This window comes from Streptomyces sp. NPDC029041, from assembly GCF_040637515.1.
In the GTDB taxonomy this organism is placed as follows: domain Bacteria; phylum Actinomycetota; class Actinomycetes; order Streptomycetales; family Streptomycetaceae; genus Streptomyces.
Genome location: NZ_JBEZWO010000023.1, coordinates 26430 through 47752, shown reverse-complemented (window position 1 = coordinate 47752; position 21323 = coordinate 26430). Strand labels below are relative to the sequence as shown.

General features: G+C 73.0%; 22 protein-coding genes. 16 read left to right on the top strand and 6 right to left on the bottom strand.

Annotation, left to right across the window (positions count from 1 at the left end):
• Positions 1–57 precede the first annotated feature (57 nt).
• On the bottom strand, positions 58–1023 hold the full coding sequence (locus AB0F04_RS36370) for an NAD-dependent epimerase/dehydratase family protein (RefSeq protein WP_362050240.1): 966 nt from the start codon (positions 1021–1023) through the stop codon (positions 58–60).
• Between the two features lie 205 nt (positions 1024–1228).
• Positions 1229–1756 (bottom strand): hypothetical protein, encoded by a 528-nt coding sequence (locus tag AB0F04_RS36365; protein WP_362050237.1) that lies wholly within the window; start codon positions 1754–1756, stop codon positions 1229–1231.
• An 852-nt stretch (positions 1757–2608) separates the two neighbouring features.
• Between AB0F04_RS36365 and AB0F04_RS36360 the strand changes: the two genes are divergently transcribed.
• Positions 2609–3241 carry a hypothetical protein gene (locus AB0F04_RS36360; RefSeq protein WP_362050330.1) on the top strand — a complete coding sequence of 211 codons (633 nt, stop codon included), beginning with the start codon at positions 2609–2611 and terminating at the stop codon, positions 3239–3241.
• Positions 3238–3771: a hypothetical protein gene (locus AB0F04_RS36355; RefSeq protein ID WP_362050234.1), complete on the top strand. Its 534-nt coding sequence runs from the start codon at positions 3238–3240 to the stop codon at positions 3769–3771. Before AB0F04_RS36360 ends, AB0F04_RS36355 begins: the two co-directional genes overlap by 4 nt.
• 15 nt (positions 3772–3786) lie before the next feature.
• On the opposite strand, the gene AB0F04_RS36350 is transcribed toward AB0F04_RS36355, so the two are convergent.
• Entirely contained in the window at positions 3787–4110 is a 324-nt protein-coding gene (locus AB0F04_RS36350) for a hypothetical protein (protein WP_362050231.1), read from the bottom strand.
• 206 nt (positions 4111–4316) lie between these two features.
• On the opposite strand from AB0F04_RS36350, the gene AB0F04_RS36345 reads away from it, so the two are divergent.
• Positions 4317–5171: a fructosamine kinase family protein gene (locus AB0F04_RS36345; protein WP_362050228.1), complete on the top strand. Its 855-nt coding sequence runs from the start codon at positions 4317–4319 to the stop codon at positions 5169–5171.
• Positions 5172–5177: 6 nt separating this feature from the next.
• Here AB0F04_RS36345 and AB0F04_RS36340 read toward each other — a convergent pair whose 3' ends face one another.
• Entirely contained in the window at positions 5178–6836 is a 1659-nt protein-coding gene (locus AB0F04_RS36340; RefSeq protein WP_362050225.1) for a catalase, read from the bottom strand.
• Between the two features lie 234 nt (positions 6837–7070).
• Here AB0F04_RS36340 and AB0F04_RS36335 point away from each other — a divergent pair, with 234 nt between their 5' ends.
• Complete coding sequence (locus AB0F04_RS36335) at positions 7071–7727, top strand: hypothetical protein (RefSeq protein ID WP_362050222.1); 657 nt, start codon at positions 7071–7073, stop codon at positions 7725–7727.
• A gap of 13 nt (positions 7728–7740) precedes the next feature.
• On the opposite strand, the gene AB0F04_RS36330 is transcribed toward AB0F04_RS36335, so the two are convergent.
• Entirely contained in the window at positions 7741–7977 is a 237-nt protein-coding gene (locus AB0F04_RS36330; protein ID WP_362050219.1) for a hypothetical protein, read from the bottom strand.
• A 330-nt stretch (positions 7978–8307) separates the two neighbouring features.
• Between AB0F04_RS36330 and AB0F04_RS36325 the strand changes: the two genes are divergently transcribed.
• From AB0F04_RS36325 to AB0F04_RS36300, 6 genes are read left to right on the top strand one after another with little or no spacing between them, the layout of a single operon-like run.
• The gene (locus AB0F04_RS36325) at positions 8308–9849 is read left to right on the top strand and encodes an ATP-binding protein (protein ID WP_362050216.1); all 1542 of its coding nucleotides are present in this window, start codon (positions 8308–8310) and stop codon (positions 9847–9849) included.
• Entirely contained in the window at positions 9846–10268 is a 423-nt protein-coding gene (locus tag AB0F04_RS36320) for a roadblock/LC7 domain-containing protein (RefSeq protein ID WP_362050213.1), read from the top strand. The genes AB0F04_RS36325 and AB0F04_RS36320 overlap by 4 nt, the downstream gene beginning before the upstream one ends.
• On the top strand, positions 10265–10627 hold the full coding sequence (locus AB0F04_RS36315) for a DUF742 domain-containing protein (protein ID WP_362050210.1): 363 nt from the start codon (positions 10265–10267) through the stop codon (positions 10625–10627). Before AB0F04_RS36320 ends, AB0F04_RS36315 begins: the two co-directional genes overlap by 4 nt.
• Positions 10599–11225: an ATP/GTP-binding protein gene (locus AB0F04_RS36310; protein WP_362050207.1), complete on the top strand. Its 627-nt coding sequence runs from the start codon at positions 10599–10601 to the stop codon at positions 11223–11225. The genes AB0F04_RS36315 and AB0F04_RS36310 overlap by 29 nt, the downstream gene beginning before the upstream one ends.
• On the top strand, positions 11222–12460 hold the full coding sequence (locus AB0F04_RS36305; protein ID WP_362050205.1) for a cytochrome P450: 1239 nt from the start codon (positions 11222–11224) through the stop codon (positions 12458–12460). Before AB0F04_RS36310 ends, AB0F04_RS36305 begins: the two co-directional genes overlap by 4 nt.
• A complete protein-coding gene (locus AB0F04_RS36300) occupies positions 12457–13683 on the top strand; it encodes a cytochrome P450 (protein WP_362050202.1) in 1227 nt (408 codons plus the stop codon). Before AB0F04_RS36305 ends, AB0F04_RS36300 begins: the two co-directional genes overlap by 4 nt.
• Positions 13684–13914: 231 nt before the next feature.
• Here AB0F04_RS36300 and AB0F04_RS36295 read toward each other — a convergent pair whose 3' ends face one another.
• Positions 13915–15405 (bottom strand): helix-turn-helix domain-containing protein, encoded by a 1491-nt coding sequence (locus tag AB0F04_RS36295; RefSeq protein WP_362050199.1) that lies wholly within the window; start codon positions 15403–15405, stop codon positions 13915–13917.
• A gap of 170 nt (positions 15406–15575) precedes the next feature.
• Between AB0F04_RS36295 and AB0F04_RS36290 the strand changes: the two genes are divergently transcribed.
• The 6 genes from AB0F04_RS36290 (at position 15576) to AB0F04_RS36265 (ending at position 21311) form a co-directional block, all read left to right on the top strand.
• The gene (locus AB0F04_RS36290; protein ID WP_053672481.1) at positions 15576–16196 is read left to right on the top strand and encodes an L-threonylcarbamoyladenylate synthase; all 621 of its coding nucleotides are present in this window, start codon (positions 15576–15578) and stop codon (positions 16194–16196) included.
• A gap of 145 nt (positions 16197–16341) precedes the next feature.
• Positions 16342–17097 carry a dienelactone hydrolase family protein gene (locus AB0F04_RS36285; protein ID WP_362050196.1) on the top strand — a complete coding sequence of 252 codons (756 nt, stop codon included), beginning with the start codon at positions 16342–16344 and terminating at the stop codon, positions 17095–17097.
• A gap of 121 nt (positions 17098–17218) precedes the next feature.
• Positions 17219–18052, top strand: coding sequence for an MHYT domain-containing protein (locus AB0F04_RS36280; protein WP_362050194.1), 834 nt, complete (start codon positions 17219–17221; stop codon positions 18050–18052).
• Between the two features lie 46 nt (positions 18053–18098).
• Complete coding sequence (locus AB0F04_RS36275; protein WP_362050191.1) at positions 18099–19640, top strand: metallophosphoesterase; 1542 nt, start codon at positions 18099–18101, stop codon at positions 19638–19640.
• Between the two features lie 83 nt (positions 19641–19723).
• Complete coding sequence (locus tag AB0F04_RS36270) at positions 19724–20752, top strand: LLM class flavin-dependent oxidoreductase (protein WP_362050188.1); 1029 nt, start codon at positions 19724–19726, stop codon at positions 20750–20752.
• Between the two features lie 448 nt (positions 20753–21200).
• A complete protein-coding gene (locus tag AB0F04_RS36265; protein ID WP_107056101.1) occupies positions 21201–21311 on the top strand; it encodes a keywimysin-related RiPP in 111 nt (36 codons plus the stop codon).
• Positions 21312–21323 lie beyond the last annotated feature (12 nt).

The following is a 21323-nucleotide window of genomic DNA, read 5'->3' as shown; positions in this document are numbered from 1 at the left end:
GCCTTTCGGCGGTCGGGAGACACCGGGGACGCGGTGGCGCGGGGTGCCCGGGCGGGTTCACTCCTCGGTGCCGGCCCCGCGGAACCAGGCGATCGTGCGCCGCAGTCCCTCCTCGGCGCGCACCTGCGGGTCCCAGCCGAGCTTGTCGCGGGCCAGCGTGATGTCCGGGCAGCGCACGGCCGGGTCGTCCACGGGGCGTTCGACGTAGCGGATCTCGGAGGACGACCCGGCGAGTGCGACGATCAGACGGGCCAGGTCGAGCATGGTGATCTCGGTCGGGTTGCCGATGTTGACGGGGCCGCGCATGCCGTGGGCGGCGGCGGCGAGGATGCCGCGTACGGTGTCGTCGACGTAGCACAGCGACCGGGTCTGGCGGCCGTCGCCGGTGACGGTGAGGGGCTCGCCGGCCAGGGCCTGCCGTACGAAGGTCGGCACCGCCCGGCCGTCGTGGCCGCGCATGCGCGGACCGTAGGTGTTGAACAGCCGCACGATGCAGGTGTCGGTGCCCTCGGTCTCGGCGTGGGCGGTGGTCAGTGCCTCGCCGAAGCGTTTGGCCTCGTCGTAGACGCTGCGCGGTCCGACGGGGTTGACGTTGCCCCAGTAGCGCTCGTCCTGGGGGTTCTGCTGCGGGTCGCCGTAGACCTCGGAGGTCGAGGCGAGGACGAAGCGGGCGCGGGCGGAGTGCGCGAGCTCCAGGACGTTGCGGGTGCCGAGGCTGCCGGTCTCCAGGGTGTGCAGCGGGAGGCGCAGATAGTCCGCCGGGGACGCCGGGGAGGCGAAGTGCAGCACGAGGTCCGGTGGCCGTTTGATCCGCAGCCCCTCGGAGACGTCGGCCTGGACGAGCGTGAAGCCGGGCCGTTCGAGCAGCGGCGATATGTTCTCGGGCCGACCGGTGCTGAAGTCGTCGACGCAGGTGACGGCCGCGCCCGCGTCGAGGAGGGCGGCGCACAGGTGGGAGCCGACGAACCCGGCGCCACCGGTGACGACGGCGTGTTCCCAGGTTCGGGAGAGGGCGGTGCTCATATCGGTCTCTCTTCCGTCGGCGGCGGCGCGCGGCACGACGGTCGCGCTCCGGCCGGCGAAGGGGCCGGAGTGCCGTCGAGCTCACGCCCAGCCTCCGACGGCCGTGCGGGCACGGCACGGCCGCGTACGGCAAACCGGTGAGTCACGGAGGGTGAGACGGGTCGGTGCGGAGCTGTCCGTCCAGGTCGGCGGATGCGTCCGGGTTTCAGGCGATCAGCGTGCGGCCCGGGTTCAGACGGTCGAGAAGCTGGTCCTGGTGCAGGCCGGCGACCGGGGCGAGCAGGTCGGGGTGGCGCAACAGGGCGGCGGCGTTCCGGTCGCCGTCGTCGGGGGCGACGAGCCGGCGGAACTCCGCCGGTGCGCCGGTGCTGTGGCTGCCGCCGGCGAGCGCGGCCACCGCCCGGGCCGCCAGCCCCTGGTCGGTGAGCAGACTGGCCGCCCAGCTGGCGACGACCTCGTCCACCCAGGTACGCCAGGCCTGTGCGTCCCTGTCGTCGCCGAGGGTGGCGTCGGCGCCGGTCACCCAGTCGAGCCGCCCGGAGCCACCGGGGCCGGCCATGCCGAGCAGGGCGGCGTCCATCACCGTCGGATACCTGAGCCAGGCCGCGACGGTCACGGCCTGCCGGGCCTGCACCTCGCACAGGGCGGCGGCCAGCGCGCCGCCGGAGGCGGGGAAGGCGCGGGTGAGCCACTGGGCGGTCGCCGCGATGACAGGGGAGAGATCTGCGTGCACTGCCGGGCCGTCCGAGGGAAGGGAGCGGGGAACTGGTCGTAGACGGTAGCCGTCGCTTCCCGCCGCCGGACGTGACCGGGACCTCGTCCATGACGTGGCCTCGGCCACATCACCGACGGACCGGCGCCGTCTTCGGGCCTCGCCCGGCGGCGCCACGCAGCCGTCGCCGCAGGGTCGCGCGGAGCCTCGCCGGTACAGCCGCGCACCGCCGGTTCCCGCCGAGCCACACCCCCGTGGCAGCCGCACCACCGCCAGCTGCCGAGCCTCGCCGCGTCGAGCCGCACCGCCGCCGGGCCCCGCCGAGCCGCACCCCGTGGCAGCCGCACCACCGCCAGATGCCAAGCCTCGCCGCGTCGAGCCGCACCGCCGCCGGGCCCCGCCGAACCGCGCCCCGTGGCAGCCACACCACCGCCGAGCCCCGCCGAACCGCACCCCAAGACGACCGCACCACCGCCAGATGCCAAGCCTCGCCGCGTCGAGCCGCACCGCCGCCCGGCCCCGCCGAACCGCACCCCGTGACGACCGCACCACCGCCAGATGCCAAGCCTCGCCGCGTCGAGCCGCACCGCCGCCCGGCCCCGCCGAACCGCACCCCGTGGCAGCCGCACCGTCGCCTGGTCTGGCCGCCGCCACGTACAGCCGTGCCGCCGCCGGCCCCGGCGATCCGTGCCGCCCTGCGCCTCGTCCACCCGGCGCCACATGCGGCCGTGCCGCGGTCGGCCCCGTAGGGCCGCCCGTCGCGCGCGGTGGCAGCGCCCGTTTCGCCGTATCTGCGCCGGGCACCCGGCCCGCGTGTTCTCCCACGGCCTCGAATCCGCAGGTCCGGCCCGGCGCGCCGGCGTCCGGCCGTCGGTGCGCTCGCTGCGTTTCGACGGCTGGATCGCGGGGATCGGCACGGCGTCCGGCGCTCGCGTGGTGCTCGGCCACTGGCCACGTTCGCCGTTCGGGCCGTTCAGTGACGTGATGATCGAGGGGGCCGACGGACACCGGCTGCTGCTGGCACCCACGGACGAGACGGCACAGTTCGTCGCCGGCACCTACGTCTTCGACGACGTACGGGTCGTGCCGGTCGGGGTACGCATCGCCGATCGCCGGCAATGGACCGTCACCGCCCCGCCGTTCCGCCTGGAGTTCAGCACCGGCCGCCGGACCCTTCCGGGCCTGGCCCTGCGCGCGGTGCCCCGGCGCCTCGCCGTCCGCCCGGGCTGGATCGCGCTGTGGGACCGGCCCGCCCACCTGCTCCTCGGAGCACACACCCACGCCGGTGCCCGGGCCGGACGGCACCAGTGGTACGGCGCCCGGGATCTGCACCCGGTCACCTCGGCCACCGTGACCTGCAAGGGCGAGAGCCTCGGTGCCCTCGCCCCGGTCGAGCCCCCCGTGCGCTTCGGGACCGGCTCGACACCCCGCCCTCCCTGTCTCGTGCGGGTCACCACGACGGTGACCGTGGAGCAGGGCCGGAGTACGACAGGAGTCGCGTCATGACGGAACAGCGAGCGGATTCGCCGGGCGCCGAGCGTGCCCCGGCCACCGACATGTCCCTGCTGGGCATCTATCTCAACGACCATCTCGCCGGTGCCACCGCAGGGACCGCCCGGGTGCGCCACCTGCTGCGCTCGTGCGGTGGGTCGGCGCTCGCCGACGCCCTGGCCCCGGTCGCCGACGAGATCGCCGAGGACCGGACGACGCTGCTCCGCCTCATGCGGCGCCTGGACGTCCCGGTGCGCCGTTACAAGGTCTACGCGGGCCGGGCGGCCGAGCAGGTGGGGCGGCTGAAGGGCAACGGCAGCCTCGTACGGCGCTCCCCGCTGAGCACCCTGTGGGAGCTGGAGGCGCTGGCGCTCGGGGTGGAGGGCAAGCTGGCCGGCTGGGAGACGCTGCGCGATCTGGCCGCCACGGACGAGCGTCTCGACCGCCGGCAGCTCGACGGGCTCATCGAACGGGCCCGCCGGCAGCACGCCACGCTGGAGGCGCTGCGTCACCGGCAGGTCGAGGTCGCCTTCCGCGCGGCCTGAGCAACCAGGGTGCGCTCACCAGAACCTGCTGCTGAGGGCGGGCTGGTGGGCCAGCTGCACGGCGTCGCGCAGCCGCAGCGCGACGCTGATGGTGGCGCGCAGGGCGGACGGGCGGACGGTCTGGGCGGTCTCGGTGGCGAGGACCAGCAGGCAGGCCGCCGCCTGCTCGACGACCGGGACCGGCAGGGTGAAGTCGTGGTCGGCGGCCTCGCGGAACGCCTTCAGCGGGATCGCGGCCCCGTCCACGGCCCGCTGCGCGGCCTGCTCCAGATGCTGAGCGGCTTGTTCGCAGACGGGGGCCGGCAGGGCGATGGTGCGCTGGAACGGTGTACTCGTCATGACCCGACTGCTCCCCCGGCCATGGCCGGTTCTGTCGCCCGGAGGCGGGATTTCACCGTCCCGCGTGACCGGCGGGTGGCCAATGTGCCGGGACCGGAACAGCGGGCACGTGCGGTACAACGGCCGCCTGAGAGGTCAGGTCCGACGACGCGGCCGATCCGGTTGCTCGATGCGGACTGCGGTTCCGGAAGCTGGAGGGGACTCGTATGACCGTCCGCGGGGACGTGGCGGCCCGGCTCACCGGGCGGGCGGTGAGCGGTGAGCGACAGCTGTCGGGGGATCTCGCCGAAGTCGCTCTCGACGACGGGCGGGTCGTGGTCGTCAAGCGGTCCGGCGCGCCGGGGGCGGCGCGGGCCGAGGCGGCGGGGCTGCGGTGGCTGGCCGCCGCGGGGAGCGTACGAGTGCCGGTGGTGCACGGGCACGAGGACGGCTGGCTGGTCGTCGACCGGGTTGTCGAGGGGCGGCCGGACCGTGCGGCCGCGGTGCGGTTCGGGCGGGACCTCGCCGCGCTGCACGCCGCCGGGGCGCCCGCGTTCGGGGCGGCGCCGCCGGACGGCCCGGAGGACGCGTACATCGGGCTCGCGCCGATGCGCAACGAGCCGGGAACCGACTGGCCGCGGTGGTACGCCGGGCAACGCGTGCTGCCCTATCTGCGGCGGGCGGTCGATCGGGGCACGCTCCGGTCCGCGGAGGCGGCCGTCGTGGAGCGTCTGTGCGAGCGACTGCCGGAGCTGGCCGGGCCCGCCGAACCGCCCGCGCGGCTGCACGGCGACCTGTGGAGCGGCAATGTGCTGTGGGGGGCCGACGGGCACGTCCGGCTGATCGACCCGGCCGCGCACGGCGGGCACCGGGAGACGGACCTGGCGATGCTGCGGCTCTTCGGCTGCCCCCATCTGGAGCGGGTTGTGGACGGCTACCAGGAGGTTGCTCCGCTCGCGGACGGCTGGAGCGAACGCGTCGGCGTGCACCAGATGTTCCCCCTGCTGGTGCACGCCGTGCTGTTCGGCCGGGGCTATGCGGAACAGGCCCTCACTGCGGCCCGCACGGCCCTGGACGGGTGAGCCGCGTCAGCGGGTCACGACGTGCCGTTCGTCGGGGACGCAGTGGGTCATGGTCAGGCCCTCCACGTCGCGCGGCTCGTTCTTGCCGAGGTTGGCGAGACGTTCGCGATCCTCGTCCGTGAGGTCCTGGCTCGCCAGCGGCTGCAGTCCTGCCACGTCCTCCGGGCCGATGCCCAGTCCCTCGCCCACCCGCAGGCCGAGGTCGTTCTCGACGAGCAGGAAGTGCCAGACCATGCGCTCCTGGATCGCCCGGTCGCAGCGGGACAGTTGACTGATGAAGTTCTTCACCAGGTCGTCGCGCTCCCAGTCCTCCAGCAGCAGGTAGCGCTGACCGGCCTGGAGGTAGTCGTTCGTGCGGGGGATGCGCTTGCGGGTGAGCCGGCCCTGGATCTCGGGCCCCTGCTCGTCGTGCGTCGGGTAGCGGGCCTCGCGCAGTCCCCCGGTGATCGACGGCTCGTAGTTGACCTGCGGGTTCTCGCCTCCGCCGTCGACGTGGTAGGCCATCTGGCCGTCACGCTGGTTGGTGCGCACCTGGGCGTTCTTCGCCTGGTTGACGGGCAGCTGGAGGTAGTTCGGGCCGACCCGGTAGCGCTGGGTGTCGCTGTAGGAGAAGGTCCGGCCGACGAGCATCTTGTCGTCGGAGAAGTCCAGGCCGTCGACGAGGACGCCGGTGCCGAAGGAGATCTGCTCGTTCTCGGCGAAGAAGTCCTTCGGCATGCGGTCCAGCACCATCCGGCCCACCGCCCGCGGCGGGAAGTCCTGTTCGGGCCAGGTCTTGGTGTCGTCCAGCGGGTCGAAGTCGAGCTCGGGGTGGTCGTGGTCGTCCATCATCTGCACGAGCAGCTCCCACTCCGGGTGGTCACCGCGGGCGACGGCCTCGTACAGGTCCTTGGTGGCGTGACCCAGGGTGTCGGCCTGGACGTTGGCGGCGTCCTCCTCGGTCATGCTGCGCACGCCCTGCTTGGGCATCCAGTGGTACTTGACGAGCTTGGTGTCGCCGTCGGCGTTGACCCACTTGTAGGTGTTGACGCCGAAGCCCTGCATGTGGCGGTAGTCGGCGGGGATGCCGCGCGGGCTGAAGAGGTTGACCAGCATGTGCATGGCCTCGGGCGTCTGCGACATGAAGTCGAAGATGCGGCCCGGCTGCTGCTCGAAGGTCACCGGGTCGGGCTTGAGGGCGTGGATGACGTCCGGGAACTTGATGGCGTCGCGGATGAAGAAGACACCCAGGTTGTTGCCGACCAGGTCCCAGTTGCCGTCCTCGGTGTAGAACTTGACGGCGAAACCACGCGGGTCGCGGGCGGCCTCGGAGGAGTCGCGGCCGCCGATCACCGTGGAGAAGCGGACGGCGACGTCCGTGCGCTTGCCACGCTCCTGGAACAGCTTGGCCCGGGTGTAGCGGCCGATCGGCTCGTCCCCCCAGGTGCCGTAGGCCTCGAAGTGGCCGTAGGCGGTGACGCCGCGGGCGTGCACGACGCGTTCGGGGATGCGTTCCCGGTCGAAGTGACTGATCTTCTCCAGGAACTGGTAGTTCTCCAGCGTGGCGGGGCCGCGGGCGCCGACGGTGCGCTGGTTCTGGTTGTCGTAGACCGGATGGCCCTGGCGGTCGGTGAGTACCTCGCGGTCGTCGCCCGGGGCGGGGCCGGTGCCGGAAACGTCCGTCATATGCGTGGGCTCCTTCGGCTCGTGGCCGGCGACCGGCCGGGTCGGAACCCCGAAGGGCCGCCCGGCCGGTCCTGGCGGGAGGGGCCGGGTACCCGGGCGGCGCGGTCAATCACGCGCCACGGACCTCGGACGGCGGCTTCGCCGCCTCGGAGTCGATCGGCCACCGGATCGGGCGGTGGCATGGAGGGCCGCCGGCAACCGGCCCGACAGCGGAAACCGCGGGAGAGGAGCGGGATGCGGAACGTCTACTGGATCGGGGGCGGCAGCGGCGCGGGCAAGTCCACGATCGCCCGCCGTCTCGCCGACCGGCACGGCTGGCGTCTCTACGCGACCGACGACGCGATGGCGGATCACGCGCACCGGACCACCGCAGAGGAAGCGCCCTTCCTGCACGCCTTCCTGGCCATGAACCTGGACGAGCGGTGGGTCGACCGGTCCCCCGAGACCATGCTGGAGACGTTCCACTGGTTCCGGGGCGAGGCCTTCGGTCTGATCGTCGAGGATCTGGCGCGACTACCCCGGGACGTACCCGTGGTCGTCGAGGGGTTCCGGTTGCTGCCGCACCTGGTGCAGCCGCTGCTCACCGAGCCCGGACACGCGGTCTGGCTGCTGCCCACACCGGACTTCCGCCAGGCCGTGTTCGCGAGGCGCGCCACCCGCGGGGGGAGGTTCACGCAGCGGACCGGTGATCCCGGGCGGGCGGAGGACAACCTCGCCGTGCGGGACTCCCTGTTCACCGAGCGACTGCGCGAGGAGACCGGGCGTCTGGGGCTCCCCTCCGTCACGGTGGACGGCACGCTCACGGAGGACGAACTGGCCGAACGGGTCAGCGAGGTCCTCCGGCTCCGGCACGGGGAAGGGCCCGGACCCGCGCGGGGTCCGGGCCCTTGAGGGCCAGTGAGCCTCAGCCCCCGTCGAGGCGTGCGCGCAGCAGCCCCTTGCCCAGTTCGGCGCCCTTGCGGCTGTCCGCCTGGGCCTTGCGGAACAGGTCCGCGACCTCGGTGTCCTTGGCGCGCTCGGCGTCCTGGATGTAGCCCTCCAGGCGCAGGGCGTTGTTCAGGCACGCCTCGACGTACCAGATGAGGTTGTAGTCCTTGTCCTGCGTACCGGTCACACCGCCGGTCTCCGATCCACTGCTCATGCGGGCCTCCTTCTCGCGGAGCGGACCTCTTCAGGCGCCGGACGGGTACCCTCCCTCCGGCCGGGCACACAGCCCTCGTCCATCACCCTGAGCGACCGCCTGATCACGGTGGCCGGACCGCGGGGTCAGCCCCCTGCGCACCACCAACTCATCTTCCCTGTAGGGCAATTCCGACAGTTGACCCGCAACCCCACAGACAGCGGTCACTTTCGGAACGAAGTGGCGCTCCACCGTGCGAGGTCGGTCGATGACGGTGTGTACTGTGCTGCGGGTGGCTCGCCTGAGCACCTCGGACACAGCCCTGCCCGACTCCCTCCTGGAATCGACTCGATGATCGAAGTACCGGACCTGGCCGTCGGCGCCCTCGCTCTCGGCACACTGTCCGCGTTGGCTCTCGGGGGCGGGCTGCTGCGCTCCCGGCGGCACTTGGCCGCGCAGCGCGCGAAGACGGCCGCGCTGCGGGCCCGACTCGACGGCACCACAAGGGCGTTCACCTCCGAGGTCGAGCATCTGGCGGCCCGGCGGGTGCCCGCAGCAGCCCGGCAGGCCGCACATTCCCACGTCAGCGAGCCCGGGCCGCTGAACCCGCAGCTGGCCGGCTCTCCCCTGGGGAGCGCCCTGGAGCGGGTGCTGACGGGGCTCCACGCCGAACTGGCCGCGCAGCGCACCCGGATCGACGCCGCGGCGCAGGCCGGGATGCGCGGGGCCACCCGGGAGATCCAGGCCGCGCTGTACCGGCTGCAGGACGCCCTGCGGGGACTGCAACAGCGTTACGACGATCCCGAGCTGACCCAGATCCTGTTCGAACTCGACCACGAGAACGAGCAGTCGCTGCGGCGCGCCCAGATCGCCGCGGTGGTGTGCGGAGCCTGGGTGGGGCTCGCCCGGGAGGAGTCCCACCTCGTCGACGCGGTGACGGGCGGTCAGGCCCGGCTCGCGGGCTACCAGCGCGTCCGGGTCAACAACCACCTGGCGGCCGGTACGGCCCTGGTGTCCCACGCCGTCGAGCCGGTCGCCATCATCGTCGCCGAGCTCCTCGACAACGCGCTGCGGCACTCCGCGCCCGACACGGACGTCGTGGTCGATCTCGAGGCGGTCCACCACGGGGTCTGCGTCACCGTCGACGACGCCGGTCTGGGCATGACGCAGGACGAGCGGGCCCGGGCCCAGCGGATGGTCGCCGGTTCGGATCCGATCCTGCTGACCGAGCTCGGGGATCCGCCGCGCATGGGGCTCGCGGCCGTCGGCCGGCTGACGCGGCAGTTCGACCTGAGCGTGGATCTGTCCTCCCCGTCGCCGTACGGCGGTGTACGGGCGGTGCTGCGGATCGACAGCCATCTGCTGACCCGCATCGACCCGGATGAGCGGCCCCCGGCGGCCAGTGCGCCGCGTTCGACCCGGCGGGAAGCCGTACGGGACGCGTCGAGCGGTTCCGGCGCGCCCCGCGGTTCGGCTCAGCCGGACGCCGGGCCGCACAGGGCCGAACCGCTCCCTGGCGGCGCAGGCACGGACACGGGCGACGATCACGGCTACGGCACGGAGCGGCACCTGGGCGATGACACCACGATGCCCGGCCACCGCGGCCCGCGGGACAACGGCGGCCTCCCCCAGCGGCGGCGCCGCGGTCGCGCCACGAGCCCCGGCGGCACGGCCGCGGCCGATCCCGCGCCACCACGCCGCTCCCGCCGTCCCGAGGAGTCCGCGGCCGCCCTCGGCGCCCTTCAGTCCGGGACAGCGGCGGCGCGGAAGGCCGCGCGGTCGAACACAGGCGGCGTTCCAGCCGTACCAGAGGGTGCCCCGGCCGCGACCACGGCCGACGCGGCGTCCGAGGACACCGGCAGCACCGGACACGAAGGGGGAACGGCTCGATGACCAGCCGCGCGACGGGGGACACGGCATGGGTGCTCGAACCGGTCCTGGAGGTGCCGCACGTCGTGGCCGCCGCCCTGCTCACCCGGGACGGTCTGGTCACCGGATACACCGACGCGCTGTCGCGGCCGTCGGCCGAGCGGGTCGCGGCGATCACCAGCACCGTGCAGGGCGCCTGCCGTAGCGCGGCGGCGGCGTTCGCCGACACCGACCGGGCGGAGATCCGTCAGGTCGTCATCGAATCGGACCACGGCTACGTGCTGATCGTGCCGACGGCCCATGGCACCTGCGTCGCCGCGTACGGCGATCCCGAGGTGCGGCTGGACCTGCTCGCCCACCGGGTGCACTCGCAGGTGGCGCGGCTGGGCGAGAAGGCGATGGCCGCCGGGCCCCGAGGCGCCGACGGCGGCACGCCGGCATGACCGGCCGCCGAGGCGGCCGTCCCCTGGTTCCCGCGTACCTGTCGACCGGCGGGGTCGCGCGGCCCAGCCGTGCGCATCTGGAACGGCTGTCGGTGCTGACCGGCAGCGGTGAGCCGGCCCCCGCCGAACTGCCCCCCGCGCAGGCGGCTTTGCTGGAGGAGCTGGAGTACGGCTCGCTGACGGTGGTGGAGGCAGCGGCCCTGCTGCGGCTGCCGGTCTCCGCGGTGCTGGTGCTGGCCGCCGACCTCCTCGACCGTGAGCTGGTGCTGGCTCGTGCGCCGATCCCGCCCGCCCGGCGCTTCGACCCCGACCTGCTGAAGAGAGTGGCCGATGGCCTCCGCGACCTCAAGCACCGTTGACGCCGAGCCGGGAGGTGCGGGCGTCCACCTGCCCGACACCGCCCAGGACCTGGTGAAGATCCTGATCACCGGACCCTTCGGGGTGGGCAAGACGACCCTGATCCGCTCCGTCTCCGAGATCCGGCCGCTGCACACGGAGGAGCACCTCTCGGAGGCGTCCGCGCAGGTCGACGATCTCGCCGGGGTGCGGGACAAGGACACCACCACGGTCGCCATCGACTTCGGCCGGATCAGCCTGCCGGGCGGCATCGTGCTGTACCTGTTCGGCACACCCGGGCAGGAACGCTTCCGGGCGCTGTGGGACGACATCGCCTACGGGGCGCTCGGCGCCCTCGTGCTGGTCGACGCCCGCCGGATCGACGCCTCCTTCGACGTGCTGGGACTGGTGGAGGAGTCGGGGCTGCCCTACGCGGTCGCCTTCAACACCTTCCCGGACGCGCCCCGCCCTCACACGCCCGAGCAGCTGCGCGCCGCCCTGGACCTCGATGCGACGACGCCCATGGTGACGTGCGACGCGCGGGAGACGGACTCCTCGGTCGACGCCCTGCTCGCGCTGGTACAGCACTTGATCGACCACCACCCCCCGGAGCCCCGGTGACCCACCCCTCCCCCGCCGAGCAGGCCTTCTCCCTCGCGGCGCCCGTCCGCCTCTGGGAGGACGGCTTCGCCCGTGACCCCCACGCCTACTACGCCGCCCTGCGCGCCCAGGGCCCGGTCGGCTGGGCGGAACTCGCGCCCGGTGTCCCGGCCTACGTCGTCACCGACCGGCGGGCGGCGCTGGACCTGCTGCACGACACGGAGACGTTCTCGCACGACCCCCGGCCGTGGGAGGCGACCGTCCCCGACGACGCGCCGGTGCTCGGCATGATGCGCTGGCGCCCCAACACCCTGTTCGCCGACGGCGGCGCGCATCTGCGCTACCGCACCTCGCTGATCGACGCCTTCGATCTGGTGGAGCCGCACGATCTGCGGGCCCGGGTGCACCGGGCGGTGCACCTGCTGGTGAGCCGGATCGGGCCGCGCGGGGAGGCCGACCTGGTGGGTGAGTTCACCCGGCCGCTGATGGTACTGGTGTTCAACAGCCTGTTCGGCCTGCCGGACAGTGCGAGCGACCGGCTGGACGGCGCCCTGGGCAAACTGATCGAGGGCGGCGCCCAGGCGGCCGAGGGGGAAGCCGAGTTCGGCGGGTACGTGCTGGAGCTGATCGCCGCCAAGGCCCAGCGGCGAGGCGACGATCTGCCGAGCTGGCTGCTGGACCACCCGGCGGGGCTGACCCCCGAGGAGGTCACCTGGCAGGTGTTCCTCACCCTCGGCGCGGGGCACGAGCCGACGGCCAACCTGGTGTCCAACGCCCTGTCCCGGATCCTCGGCAACCCGGTCTACTACTCGACGCTGACCAGCGGCGCCCGCCCGGTGACGGACGCGGTGCTGGAGGTCCTGCACCACGAGACCCCGCTTGCCAACTACGGCATCCACTACGCCCGTACGCCGGTCACCCTGCACGGCGTGTGGATCAGAGCCGCGGTGCCGGTGGTGATCTCCTACGGCGCGCTCGCCCAGACCGCCGAGCTGGAGCGCGGCACGCAGCGCCACCCGTCGGACGCCTCTCACCTGTCCTGGTCGGCGGGCCCGCACGCCTGCCCGGTCAAGCAGCACACCCTGCTCATCGCCACCGAGGCGATCGAACGGCTCACCCAGTGGCTGCCCGACCTCGAACCGGTCCTGCCCCGCGAGCACCTGACGTGGCGGCCCGGTCCGTTCCACCGCTCGCTGACGGCCCTGCCCGTCCGTTTCAGCCCCCGCTCCCCCGATCAGCCAGGAGGACGACCGTGACCGTGACCGACCGCATCGCTCTGGACCCGTTGGGAGCCGACATCGCCGCCGAAAGCGCCCGGCTGCGTGCCCTCGGCCCGATCGTGCCCGTGGAGCTGCCCGGAGGCATCCCGGCCTGGGCGCCGACGCGCTACGACACGCTGAAGGAGCTCATCCTCGATCCTCGGGTCAGCAAGGACCCGCGGCTGCACTGGCGGCTCTGGCCCGAGATCGCCGGGAAGCCGTCCTGGGCCTGGATCCTGGGCTGGGTCGGCGTGGTGAACATGCTCTCCACGTACGGACCGGACCACACCCGGTTGCGCAAGCTGGTCGCGCCGAGTTTCACGCTCCGGCGGACCGAGGCGATGCGGCCCCGGGTGGAGGCGATCACGGCGGAGCTGCTGGCCGCGCTGGAGGCCGTCGACGGCGAGGTCGTGGACGTCAAGGAGGGGCTCGCCCATCCGCTGCCGATGCGGATGATCTGCGAACTCATGGGCGTGCCGGACGAACTGCGGGAGGACACCGGCCGGCTCATCGCGGCCATCATGGACACCTCCGATCCGAGCCCGGAGCACGCCGCGTCGGTGCAGCGGCAGATCGGGACGGTGCTGCCGGCCCTGATCGCCCACCGGGCCGCACACCCCGGGGACGACATGACGTCCGAGCTGATCCGGGTCCGCGACGAGGACGGCGACCGGCTGAGCGACGAGGAGCTGCTGTACACGCTGCTGCTGGTGATCGGCGCCGGTTTCGAGACCACCGTGAACCTCATCGGCAACGCGGTGGTCGCCCTGCTCCGCCGTCCCGGGCAGCTGGCGGCCGTCCGCTCCGGGGAGATCGGCTGGGACGCCGTCGTCGACGAGACACTGCGCGCCCACCCGTCGATCGCTTCGCTGCCGCTGCGCTTCGCCGTCACCGACCTCGCCGTCGGTGAGGTGACGATCCCGGCCGGTGACGCCATCATCACGACGTACGCCGCCGCGGGGCTCGACCCCGAGCACTACGGGCCGGACGCCGACCGGTTCGACGCCACCCGCGGCGCCGACGACCATCTGGCGTTCGGGATCGGCGTCCACCGCTGCATCGGCGCGCCGCTGGCCCGGCTGGAAGCCCTCACCGCGCTGCCGGCGCTGTTCGAGCGGTTCCCCCGCCTGCGCCTGGCCACCGGCGACGACGGACTGCGGCAGGTGCCGTCGTTCATCGCGTTCGGCTGGCAGGAGATCCCGGTACGGCTGCGGGGCTGACACCCCGGCGGGGAGGCCGGCCGGCACGGCAGCACGCGGGAGCGCGACCGGTCCCCCGTTCCGGTCGAGCCCCCGCGGTGAGTTGAATTTACGTCCCCGTCCGAGGCCTTGTGAACCGTGTCGATGCCCGCTGCTCGCTCAACGGGGCTCACCCGTGCACAGCTGAGTCCGGATGGCCCGCTTTCGTCCCGCCCGGATCCGGCCGGCCGGTTGCCCCGGAGGCAAACAGGCTCATGCCGGGGTCTGCAGGACCGGCAGGTCGAGGTCGGCCACGGCCAGGTGCGCCAGGACGACCTCGTACAGGTCGGTGCCCGCGGCGAGCAGCTGGCGTTCGAGGACGGGTTCGGCGCTGCGGACGTGCTCGCGCACCGTCTGGGCGTGCACCCCCAGGGCCTGGGCGGCCCGTTCGGCGTTGCCGCCGACGGCGATCCAGGTACGCAGCGTCCGGCGCGGATTGCGGGCATCGGCGTCGAGCCGCCCCAGCAGGTCCCGCCCCCAGGCGCGTACGGCGGGTCCGGACAGCAGGTCGGCGAGCCGTGGATCCGGCTCCTCGGTGCCCTCGGGCGGTGCGTCGGGCAGACCGATCCGGGTGTTGAGCGCCAGGTGGACGACGGCCCGGGCCCTGAGGTCGGCGAAGTCGGTGCCGAGCAGGGCCTCGACGCGTTCCATGCGGGCGCGGACGGTGTTGCGGCTGACGCCGAGGACCTTGGCCGTGTTGACGGCGGTGAACTCCAGGCCGAGCCGGGTGGTGGCGAGGAGTTCCGCACGGGTGTGGTGCGGCAGGGCGTCGAGGGGGCGCAGCACCCGGGACGTCCAGCCGCGCAGCGCCACCGGGTCCATCAGGCGTTCGGGGTGGGTGCGCTCGGCGTAGACGGCCGTCTTGTCGGGCCGGAAGTGGGCGACGGCCAGGGCACTGACGGCCTGCCCGTAGGCGGTGGCGGTCTGGGCGAGGCTCTGGCGGACGCTGCCGCCGAGGAAGAGGCCGGGGTTGCGTGCGACGAGGGACCGCAGAGCGTCGCCCGTGCTCTCCCTGGGGCCGACCACGATCACATGCCCGTCCATGGCCGGGCAGCGCACGACCAGGGCGTCCTCCCGGGTGCGGTCCAGGCACTCCTCGGCGACGCGGTCGCGTATGTCGGGAGCGGATTCGACGACGTACACGCACGCCGTTTCGGCGTCGAGCAGCCCGGGCCAGAGTCCGGCGGCGACGCGACGGGCGGCGATGGTGTCCTCGACCATCAGCAGTTGCAGGATCGCCAGGCGCAGGTCGGAGGTGGCCCGGCGCAGCCGGTGCCCGGCCGCGGTCGACTCGCTCGCCGTCAGCAGCAACTCGATCACCTGGGCGGTGTGCGTGACGACACCGGAGGCCCGCCGGTCGAAGGGGTCCTGCCGGGAGACGGCCAGCACGCACGCGTGGGACGGGTGCTCCACCCTGACCAGGCGCAGGTGGCGCTCCCGGCTCTCCCAGGCCGCGGAGGCGATCCGGCCGGTGGTGATGTCCGCGACCAGGTCCTCGTCCAGCGGGAGCCGGTTTCCGGCGATGAGGTTCCCGGCGGCGTCCTGCAGGGCCACGGTCGCGCCGAGGGTGGCGGCGAGCCAGGCGACGACTCTGCGGACGTCGCGCCCGGCCGGACGCAGATGCTCGAGCAGTTCCTCCGCCCACGCCGGGTCCGTGCCGGCCCGCGTCTCGCGCTGCCGGTTCCCGTCCTCTCGGCCAGCCACCTGGGCCTTCCCCTCGTTCTCGTGCCGCCTCCGGCACACCGGTCGGGGACGTTACCTCACGTCCGCAGGGCGGTTCCCGCGGCCCGGACACCGGACGGGGGAGGGCCGGGGTGTCCGGGCCCGGCCCCCTGCTGCGCCGCCGACCCGCGCCGGCGGCATAAGCTCGGCGGATGGCGAAGTACTACGACGTGCACCCCGACAACCCGCAGGCCCGCACCATCGGCCAGATCGCCGACAGCATCCGGGCCGACGCTCTTGTCGCCTACCCCACGGACTCCTGCTACGCACTGGGCTGCCGCATCGGCAGCCGTGACGGCATCGACCGGATCCGCACGATCCGCAAGCTGGACGACCGGCACCACTTCACTCTCGTGTGCCAGGACTTCGCCCAGCTCGGCCAGTTCGTGCGGATCGACAACGACGTGTTCCGCGCGATCAAGGCGTCGACGCCCGGCAGCTACACGTTCATCCTGCCCGCGACGAAGGAGGTGCCGCGCGTGCTGCAGCACCCCAAGAAGAAGACGGTCGGGGTGCGCATCCCCGACCACGTCGTCACCCAGGCCCTGCTCGCCGAACTCGGTGAGCCGCTGCTGTCCAGCACCCTGCTGCTGCCCGGCGAGGAGGAGCCGATGACGCAGGGCTGGGAGATCAAGGACCTGCTCGACCACGTGCTGGACGGGGTGGTCGACTCCGGCGACTGCGGTACCGAGCCGACGACGGTCGTCGACTTCTCCGGCGGGGAGGCCGAGATCGTGCGGCATGGCGCGGGCGACCCCTCACGGTTCGAGTAAAACGCACACCAAGGGACGTTCACGGTTCAACCGTGTGCCGGGGGTGGGCGAAATGCCCCGGGACGGGCGTGTCACGATGACCATGATCCGCCCGGTCACGCGGACGGGTTGCAGTCCCCCACCCCCGCAGAGAGGCAGCCCCGCCATGACCGCTGTACAGGGAACCGCCGTCGACATCCCCACCGAGGACGGCACCGCCGACGCGTATCTGGCCCACCCCGCGGACGGGGCGGCCCATCCGGCGGTTCTGGTGTTCATGGACGCCTTCGGCCTGCGTCCCCGGCTGCGGGGCATGGCGGACCGGCTGGCCGCCGAGGGCTACGCGGTGCTGGTGCCGAACGTGTTCTACCGGCACGGCCGCGCGCCCCTGTTCGACCTTCCGGAGTTCATCGACCCGGGGGCGCGTCCGGAGATATTCGAACGCATCGCGCCGGTCATGCAGGACCTGACGAACGAGCGGGCGATGCGGGACGCCGGTGCGTATCTGCGCTGGCTGGCCGAGTCGCCCGCGGTGGCCGACGGCCCGGTCGCGCTGACCGGCTACTGCATGGGCGCCCGCCTCTCGCTGCTCACCGCGGGCACCTACCCGGACCGGGTCGCGGCGGCGGCCGGCTTCCACGGCGGACGGCTGGCCACGGACGCCCCGGACAGTCCCCACCTGGTGGCGGGCCAGGTCACCGCCGAGGTGTACTTCGGCCACGCCGACCAGGACCACTCCCTGCCCGAGGAGCAGATCGAGCGCCTGGAGGAGGCCCTGACGGCGGCGGGTGTCCGCCACCGGTGCGAGGTGTACACGGGTGCGCCGCACGGCTTCACCCAGGCCGACACCGCGGCGTACCACCGGGAAGGCGACGAGCGGCACTGGTCGGCGCTGCTGGACCTGCTGAAGCGCACATTCTGACCTCAATCGACTGCCTGGTGACACGAGTTGGCGACCTACCGACGGTAAGGGCTTGCCCTTGCGTAATCCCTGCGCGTAGACCTTGCTGAACACCGGTCAGGACTCTGGGGGGAGTTGACGCATGGAGGGCACGGTCGACGGGTTCCGCTACGGGGTGGTGACCCCGGTGGCGGCCTATCTGATGGCCTGTTTGGGAGGGGCGCTCGGGCTGCGGTGCATCGTGCGCTCGCTGCTCGACGCGCAGTCGGGGAAGACGGGCTGGCTCGCGTTAGGCGCCGCCTCCATCGGATGCGGCATCTGGACGATGCACTTCATCGCCATGATCGGCTTCCACGTGGAGGAGACCCGGGTCCGGTACGACGCGGCCACGACGGTGCTCAGTCTCGTCGTGGCCGTCGCCGTGGTGGGCGTCGGCGTGTTCATCGTCGGCCACCGCGGCACGAGCGCTGTCACGCTGGCGGTCGCGGGGGCCGTCACCGGACTGGGCGTGGCGGGCATGCACTACCTCGGCATGGCGGCGCTGCGGCTGAACGGCGAAGTCGGCTACGACCCGGTCGGTGTCGCGCTGTCCGTGCTGATCGCCGTCGTGGCCGCGACCGCCGCGCTGTGGTCGGCCGTCACCCTCCGCGGCTTCCTCATGAGCCTCGGGGCGAGTCTGGTGATGGGCGTGGCGGTCTCCGGCATGCACTACACGGGAATGGCCGCCGTCAGCGTCCATGTGCACGACCCGACCGGCGGGACGTGGGCGGGCGAGTCGCCCACGTCCCTGCTGCTGCCGATGCTGCTGGGACCGGTGGTCTTCCTGCTGCTGGCCGGGGTCGTGGTGATGTTCGACCCGCTGCTGGTGCTGGGCGAGCGGGCCTCTTCACCCCGGCCCGGCGCGCCTGCCGCCCGCGCCGCGGCCCCCTGCCGACCGTCGTGGCGCACGACGGCCCCGTCCACGCGCGAGCGGTGAGCGGCCCGCCGCCGAACGCAGCTCGATCGATTGCTACGGTGCAGCCGTGTCCGACTCCTCACGCGATACCCCCGAAGGCGCCGGCTGGGGCACGGGCGAACGGGGCGCGTACCGGCGGTTGATGCCGCCGAAGTCCGAGAAGATCTCCTGGCTGGACCCGAGGATGCTGTGGGCCGCCCGCAACGGCGTGCTGGCCTCCTGGTTCGGCGACCCCACCGGCCGGACGCGCAGCCGGTGGGTGGCACAGCGGGCGGCCTCCGGCGCGCCGGCCGACAAGGTGATCCGCCGGGACGACCCGGACCGGTTCTCCTTCCTGGTCATCGGTGACACCGGCGAGGGCGACGACCCCCAGTACGCCGTGGTGCCGGGCTTCCTGAGGACCGGTCAGGACACCCGCTTCGCGGTGCTGGCCAGTGACGTGATCTACCCGGTGGGCAGCGCGGACGACTACGGCACCAAGTTCTTCCGCCCCTACCGGGACTACCGGGCGCCGATCTACGCGATACCCGGCAACCACGACTGGTACGAGGACCTCGGCGGATTCATGCGCGTTTTCTGCGACGACGCCCCGCCCCTGCCGCCCGAGCCCCGGCCGCGCCCGCTCAGCGGGGACTGGCTGCGGTCGCTGCTGTGGCACCGGCCGCGTCCGGACGCGGGACAACACCTCGCGCAGGCACGCACCTTGCGTGACGCTCCCGAACAGCGGGCCGTCCAGCCGGGCCCGTACTGGGCGATCGACGCCGGCCCGCTGCGGATCATCGGCATCGACACCGGTCTGCTCGGCACCCTGGACGCCGAGCAGGGCGCCTGGCTCCGCGAGGTGGCCCGGGGACCCCGCCCGAAGATCCTGGTCACCGGCTCGCCCCTGTACGTGGACGGCCGGAGCGATCCCTGCGCCATCGAGGGGGGCGGCACCGTCGACGACATCGTCCGCGACCCGAACCACCACTTCGTGGCGGCGATCGGCGGCGACATCCACAACTATCAGCGCTACCCGGTCCGGCTGGACGACGGCCGCACGCTGCAGTACGTCGTCGCAGGCGGGGGCGGCGCGTTCATGCACGCCACCCACACGATCCCCCGCGTCGACGTCGCCGGCGTCACCGAGCAGGACTTCCGCTGCTACCCGCTGCGCGGCGACTCCCTGGCGTTCTACAGCCGCCTCTACGGCCGCCGACTGCGGATGCGCCGCTTCTTCACGCTCACCGAGGCCGAGGCGGCGGCTGTGATCGCCGAGCGGCTCGGTATCAAGCCCACGCGCGGACCGGGCGCCACGACCCGCGTCACCCGCCGCGTCCGCCTGGTCGCCGGACTGCTCGGCACCGGCCGCCGCCCCGACCGGGCCAGGCGGTTCCGGCTGCCGGTGCGGAAGATCTACACCTCGTTGTTCTCGCCGAGCTCGGCGACGTACAGCCCGCCGTTCTTCAAGTGCTTCCTGCGCCTGGACGTCTCCCCCGAAGCGGTCCGGCTGCGCTGCTGCGCGGCGACCGGCAACCTCGCCCAGGAGATCGACCCGCCGGTCGAGGACGAGGTGACGATCCCGCTGCGCCGAGCAGACGGACAAGGCGGACCCGGCGGGCTGGTCTGAGGGGCCTGCGGGCCGGGAACAGCAGGACGCGTCGCGGAGTTGGCACTGTCGTACGCCATTGAAAGTTCAATGATGGAGGGCTCGTGCCGCCGACCCCACGACCGCTGCGCAAGCTGGGTTTCCTGACCATCGGGTTGTTCGATCCGGGGGACCCACGCCCGGGCCACGAGTCCACCCTGGAGATCATCGAGCTGGGCGAGCGGCTCGGCTTCGACAGCGCGTGGGTGCGGCACCGGCATCTGCAGCACGGCATCTCCTCCCCCGTCGCCGTCCTGTCGGCGGCATCCCAGCGCACGCGCCGTATCGAGCTGGGCACGGCGGTGATCCCGCTCGGGTGGGAGAACCCGCTGCGGCTGGCCGAGGACCTGGCCACCGTCGATCTGCTCTCGGGCGGACGCCTCAACCCGGGCGTGAGCGTGGGCCCGCCCCTGCACTTCGAGCGGGTCAAGGGCGCGCTCTACCCGGACACGGCCGACGCCGAGGACTTCGGCTACGGGAGGGTGGAACGGCTGCTGGACTTCGTGCGGGGTGAGCCGGCGACGGACTTCAGCGGCGTCGAGGGCTTCGAGGTCTTCTCCGACCGGGTGGAGCCGCACTCCCCCGGCCTGGGCCGCCGCCTCTGGTACGGCGGCGGCAGCCTGCGGTCGGCCCGGTGGGCCGGTGAGCACGGCATGAACCTCCTCACCAGCAGCGTCGTGAAGGCCGAAGAGCCCGAGGGCCCCTACGACTTCGCGGAGATTCAGCTCGCGCAGATCCGCGCCTTCCGGGCCGCCCATCCCGACGGCGACGCGGCCCGCGTCTCGCAGGGCCTGGTCGTCATCCCCACGGACTCCGCCTCGCCCGCCCAGCGTGCCCGGTACGAGGAGTACGCCGCCCGGCGCACTCCCCGCACGGCCACGCCGCAGGGCCCGGCGCGGCTGCTGTTCGCGCCGGACCTGGTGGGGACCTCGGCCGAGATCGCCGAACGGCTGCACGCGCACGTCGCGTTCCGGGAGGTGGACGAGGTGGCGTTCGCCCTGCCGTTCTCCTTCGAGCACGAGGACTACGTGCAGATCCTCACCGACATGGCGACCGAGCTGGGCCCGGCCCTGGGATGGCACCCGGGCGCCTAGGGCCGCCCCCGGCGAAGTAGCCCGGTGAATTCCGAGCCGACCCGGGAACGTGCGAGCCAAGGGGAGCACGGCCCGGGAGCGGAGTGCGCCCCGGCGGCGCCCGCCCGGGCCGTCGCCGGGCTGCGTCCTGGCAGGTGCCGCGAGCATCTGCCGGAGGCGCATGTCAAAACGTTCTTGCGCACCTTTGCGCACTCGGCCCGCAACGTCGGCCGGCGCCTGCGTGGGCCGAACGTGAGCCGGCGCACCACCCGATTGATTCGGACTTTGCATATTATCCGAGCTTTGCGAAGGCCCTTGCCTTCAACTCACGCTCTGCAGCTAGCTGGTGTCGCGTCCGCTTCCCGGCCCGGGTTCCCGATGAGCCCGGCGCCGACCGGCAGCACCGGGGCCACACCCCGGGGCCGCCGGTCAGGGAGGCGGTCGGCGAACCTGCACGTGAGGAGTGGTCATGAAGAAGGCATACGAGGCGCCGACGCTCGTCCGGCTCGGTACGTTCCGGAAGGAGACGGGGCTCCTCGGGCGCGCCGGCAACGACCGGCTGATCCTGAGCAAGAACTGACGACCGACGGTC